The sequence below is a fragment of the Desulforegulaceae bacterium genome (genome assembly GCA_034006035.1).
Taxonomy (GTDB): Bacteria; Desulfobacterota; Desulfobacteria; order Desulfobacterales; family JACKCP01; genus JACKCP01.
Window position 1 is genome coordinate 50,687 of sequence record JAVETN010000015.1, and the last position, 6,330, is coordinate 57,016.

The 6,330-nt window shown below is 31.9% G+C and carries 1 protein-coding gene; it reads left to right on the plus strand.

Going from position 1 to position 6,330, the window contains the following annotated elements; all coding sequences use genetic code 11:
* The first annotated feature begins 30 nt into the window (after nucleotides 1-30).
* Complete coding sequence (locus RBR53_10625; GenBank protein ID MDY0133107.1) at nucleotides 31-6,162, plus strand: AAA family ATPase; 6,132 nt, start codon at nucleotides 31-33, stop codon at nucleotides 6,160-6,162.
* Nucleotides 6,163-6,330 lie beyond the last annotated feature (168 nt).

The following is a 6,330-nucleotide window of genomic DNA, read 5'->3' on the forward strand; positions in this document are numbered from 1 at the left end:
GATAATCTGCCTTTTACTTTGGAGACAATTTTGAAACTTGAAAAAAATAACCAATCTAAAACTTTTATAGTCAAATCAAAAGACAAGGAAAATTCAGAACTGATCATATCTGAGTACAAACTAAATAAGTTAATTTATAAAAGCCAGGTATCCAAGGTTATAAGGGGTTTTGACACTTTAAGAAAAATCCCTGTAATTATAAAAGTTTTAAACAACAATTCAGTTACTCCAGTACTGACACAAAAACTAGAACAAGATTTTGAAATAAGAAAACACCTGGAGTCAGAATTTATTGTAAAAGGATATAAATTTGAATTTTTCCACCACAGACCTTTTATCGCCATAGAAGATTTTAATGGGACCGGACTTGACACCATAGTAAAAGACAAACCCCTCAATCTTAAAAATTTTTATCAAATTGCAAAAAAATGTCTTGAATCAATTGACTATATTCACAAAAAAGGAGTTATCCACAAAGATATAAATCCTTCCAATATTTTATTAAATGAAAAAACAAAAGAATTAAAACTTAATGATTTTGGGATCTCAACCATGCTTGCCAATGAACATCCAGAGCCCATCAATCCAAATTCTTTTGAAGGAACCTTAGCTTTTATTTCTCCTGAACAAACAGGCAGAATGAATAGAACCCTTGATTATAGAACTGATTATTATTCCCTTGGAGCAACATTTTGTTTTCTTCTTTCAGGAAAACCCCCCTTTTCAGAAAGCTCTCCAATTGCAATGGTTCATTCACACCTTGCAAAAAAGCCCCACCCTCTTTACCTTATGAACAAAAAAATTCCAATTTCCATTTCAGAGATCATAACCAAGCTGATGTCTAAAAACCCTGAAGACAGATACCAGAGCATAGAAGGAATTCTTTTTGATATTAAAAAATCAGAGGAAATATTTGATTCAGATAGAAAAAACAAAACTTTTGAGCTTGGCAGATTTGATTTTTCCAAAAACTTTATGATTCCTGAAAAAATTTATGGAAGAAAAAAAGAACTTGATTCTCTTGTAAAATCTTTTTTGAAAATCAAGGAAAAAACAAATGAAATTACAATTATAGAAGGAAACTCAGGAACAGGAAAAACCGCCCTTGCAAACGAACTTCACAAACAAATCTCTGAACCGGGCTGTTATTTTATTTCAGGAAGATATGAAGAGTTTTCACAAAACCAGCCTTATAAGGCAATTGTTGAAGCTTTTGAAAGCCTGATTTCAAAAATTCTTGGTGAATCTGAAGAAACAATTGCAAATTTTAAAAATGAAATTTTAAAAGCTGTAGATAAAAACGGAAAAGTGCTTACCGAGATTTTTCCCAAACTTAAGCTTATAATAGGGCCTCAAAAAGATGCTTCAGATTCAGGCCTTTTGGAAACAAGAAACAGGTTTAATTATACATTTAAAAGATTTCTTAAGGTTTTTACTGATAAGCAAAGAAAACTTGTTCTTTTTCTTGATGATCTTCAATGGGCAGATCCAGCTTCTCTTGGGATTTTAAAGTTTCTTTTCACTGGAGAAGAAATGAAAAACTTTCTTTTTATAGGAGGTTGGAAAAAAAGCAAACCAATAAATTCCTGCCCTGTTTCAGTTTTTATTAATGAATTAAAAAACTCATCTTTTCACATAAACACAATTGAACTTGGTCCTTTGTCATTTGAAAGCACCCTTGATATTGTCACAGACACCCTTGCCACTGGAAATTCAGAAGCATACAAACTTTGTGAACTTGTTTACAAAAAAACCGGGGCTAATCCATTTATCATAAAAGAATTTCTCCTGTCTTTGCATAGAAAAGGCCTTGTTTTTTTTGATTCAAAAAGAAAAAAATGGGATTGGGATTTAGAAAAAATAAAATCAGAAAATATTACAGAAAGTGTTTTAAAACTTCTCATTGAAAGAATAGAAAAACTTCCAAAACAATCCTTTTTGATTTTGAAAAAAGCAGCCTGTACAGGAAGCAGAATAAGCCATAAACAACTTTTTTCCCTGGCTGAAATTAAAGACAAAGAATTTGATATTTACCTTTTTGAACTGATAAAACAAGGAATACTGATTCCCACCCAAAGAAACAACCCCAATGAAAATTCAGTTTCAATCAATTCAGATGAAAAAAACCTTAAACCCGATTATATTTTCCAGCACAATAGCCTGCGTGAAGCAGTATATAAAATGATAGAACCTGAAGAAAAAACTTATTTACACCTCTTTATTGGGATGAAATTATTTGAAATAGCCAGCAAATTTTCTTTTGAAGAAAATCTTTTTGAAATTACAGACCAAATCAATTTAGGAAAACAATTAATTTCTTCCAAAGAAGACCTTTTGTTTTTAACACATCTTAATTTTATTTCCGGTAAAAAAGCTAAAAGCTCAGGAGCCTATCAAAGAGCTCTTAAATATTTTGAACTAAGCAAGCAATTGATTTTAGAAAACAACAAAGATGATTTTTATAAAATAATTTTAAAAGAGCTTGCAGAAACCAAATATCTTTGCGGAAACCTTGATGAATCAAAGCAAATTTTGGAAACACTTTTTAATTATCAAACAAATCCAATTGAAAAAGGCAGAACCTATGAGCTTTTAATTTTGATATTTACCATGCAAGGAAAATACTTTGAAGCTCTTATGGCTGGCAAAAAAGCCCTTGAGCTTCTTGATATCAGCTTTACCATGGACAATATTGAATCTGAAACATCCAAAGAAGTTAATAAGGCAATTAACCAGTTAAAAAACATTGATATAAAAGACCTTGTAAAAAATCCAGAAACAAAAGATTTAAAAATTAAAACTGCCATGAAAATTTTAATAAGACTTCAGGCAACTTCATATTTTTCCAAACCAGAGCTCTACCCTTTCTTTCTTGCAAAAATGGTTAACTTTTCACTTCTTTATGGTCACTCTCCTGAATCGGCAAAAGGATATGCCAGTTTTGCCAATATTTATTCTGGAAATACCAAAGATTTTCAAACCGCTTATGAACTGGGAGTTTTAGGGTTAAACCTTAGTAAAAAATTTAAAAACAAAAAAACTGAATGCCAGTCCAGACTTTCTCTTTCAGCATTTCTTATCCATAAAGTTGATCATCTTAAAAACACTGAAAACCAAATTGAAAAAGGATTTAAGGTAGGGCTTGAATCCGGTGAATTTCAATATTCAGGAATTCTTTTGTTTTCCAGGATATTAAACAGATTTTTCAGGGGATATAAACTTGATCTTCTTGAACAAGAAATTCCAGAAGCTCTTAATTTCTGCATAAAAACAGGAAACACAATAGCAATTGATGTAATAACCCCTTTTAAACTGGCTGTGGCAAGTTTAAGAAAAGATCCGGAAAATGACGGGAGTTTTTCAAAAGACCCTTTTTCTTTTAGTGAATCTAATGAAAAAACACCTAAAAAACAAAGCATGCCAGGAATCTTCCTTACTTCCCTTTTAAATGCTTTAGTTTTTTTCATCAAAGGAAAAAATAAAGATGCTTTTAAATCAATTTCCAAAGCCGAAAAAGATTGGAAGCCTACAACCGGATATTTTTCAGACACTGAGTTTCTTTTTCTAAAAGCCATTATAAGTGCTTCTGTTTATAATAAAATGAATGAAGAAGAAAAAAACAATACCATTACCTTAATGAAAAACTCAGCAAAAGATCTAAAATATAAATCAAAAACAGCTCCCCAAAACCATCTTTCAAGGTATTATCTGGTTGAAGCAGAAATTAACAGACTTGAAAAAGAAAATGAAAAAGCTTTTAAATATTATGATAAAGCTGTTCAAACTGCCTCTGAACAAGGTTTTTTTCAAATAGAAGCTCTTGCAAATGAGCTTTGTGCAAATTTTTGGGTAGGACTTAACAAAAACAAATTATCAAGGCCATATATGGAAGATGCCCTTGAAGCATATGAATCATGGGGGGCAATAACAAAAGTTAAAAGCCTTGAAAAAAGCCAGCCTCAGCTTTTGTCAAAACAAAGCAAAAAAGAACTTTTAAAAACTCTTACTTCCAGCAAAACAGATTTTGATTCTGATTTTTTCTCAGCACTTGACATGGAATCTTTTGCCAAAACATCAAGGGTGATGTCAAGTGAAGTCAATTTTGCCAGACTTCTTAAAAAACTAATGAGAATAATTATAGAAAATGCAGGAGCCCAAAGAGGATTTCTTATCTTAAAAAAAGGAGAATCTCTTAATATTGAAGCATACTCAGACTCAAAAAAAGTAAGGGTTCTCCAATCAAAAACCATTGAAGAATCAGACGAAATTGCAGAATCTATAGTCAGATACGTGATCCATACAAGCGAAGACGTAATTATAGACGACCTTTCCCAGGCAAAAAAATTTACCGACGACCAATGGCTTAGAAAAAACAACACAGGCTCTGTTCTTTGCACTCCCTTGGAATATAAAGACAAAACCATTGGAGTTCTTTATCTTGAGAACAATCTTGCCACAAAAGTTTTTTCAGGTGAAAGGCTTAAAACACTCAAATATCTTCTCCCCCAGGCAGCAATATCAATAGATAATGCAATAATGTTTGCTGAAAGTGTAAAACTTACAGAAAACCTGAAAAAAGAAATTGAACAAAGAAAAACAATTCAGTCCAAACTTGAAAAAAACGAACAAAGATACAAACAAATATTTGAAAATAACAGAGACCTTTATCTTGAAGCTTCAATAGATGGAACAATTCTTGAAGTAAGCCCTTCAGTGGAAGAAATTGCGGGATACACAAGGGAAGAGCTTATTGGGAAAAAAGTAGGGAAAAATTATATTTCTCACATTGATCAAAAAAATCTCATGAAAAATCTTTACAAATACGGAAAAGTTTCCAATTTTGAAGCAAAATGCAAAACAAAATTCAATACTTTTGCAGATTCATCAATAAATGCAATTATTGTAAATGATAAAAACGGCGACCCTGAAAAAATAATAGCATCAATGAGAGATATTACTGACAAAAAACAACTTGAATTAAAATTGTTCCACTCTCAGAAAATGGAAGCAATAGGCACCCTAGCCGGTGGAATTGCCCATGATTTCAACAATATTCTGGCAGGAATAACAGGATATGCAGACATAGCAAAACTCAAATTCAAAAAAGACCCAGATTCAATTCCTTTGTATCTTGACGGAATTTTAAAAGCTGGAGAAAGGGCTGCAAATCTTGTAAGCCAGATTTTGTCTTTTACAAAAAACTCAGAAACAAACAAAAAAGAAATAAATCCCATCCCTGTGATAAAAGAAGCTTTAAAGCTTTTAAGATCTTCTATTCCAGCCTCAATTGAAATGGTCCAGGATATAAAACTAAACTCTGCTCTGATAAAAGGAAACTCAACACAAATTCATCAAGTTATAATGAATTTATGTGCAAACTCAGCCCATTCAATGAAAGACAAGGGCGGAACCCTTACCATTGGGATTGAAAAATCTATTATTAACAATAACAATGTATTTAAAACTTCTCTTGGAGAAATAAAACCCGGAGATTATTTAAAACTGACAGTAAAAGACACTGGACAGGGAATTTCTGAAGATCTCACCTCAAAAATTTTCGACTCTTATTTTACAACAAAAAAAACCGGGGAAGGCACAGGTCTTGGTCTTTCAGTGGTTCAAGGAATTATAGAAAACCACAAGGGATATTTTAATTTTTCAAGTGCAATAAACAAGGGAACCTGTTTTGAAATTTATCTTCCCCTTGTCCGGGAAAAATCAATTTCTGACAGGGAAAAAAGCGTTCTATTTGATTTAAAAGGCTTTGAAAAAATTCTTTTTGTTGATGATGAAGAAATAATTGCAGACCTGATGAAAGAGCTGCTTGAAGAATCAGGATATAAAGTTACCTGTGTTCAAAGTCCTGTGGAAGCTCTTAACCTTTTTACTGAAAACCCAGAAAACTTTGATATTATTATTACTGATATGACAATGCCTGTGATGACAGGAATTAAACTCTGCGAAAAAATACACTCAATAAGACCTGATATCCCTGCAATAATATGCACAGGATATTCTGAAGCAATTCCAAAAAAATCCTTAGAAAACACAGGAATAAGAAAAAAACTTTTAAAGCCTTTTAAAATTGAAGAGCTTAATATGGCTATACGAGAGATTTTTGATAGAGATTATGGGAGAGATTATGGGGTCGGACCTCAATAACACCCCAAAACAATTATAAAACAACTTTAAAAAAGCCTTAATTTTGTTCTTAAACATCATTTTTTACATATGAAATAAGATATGAATAAAAACGAGTCCCAATGCCAAGAACAAATAGACACTTCTTACCTGGTCACATATGGCAGATTACTCACAGATGCCATAAAA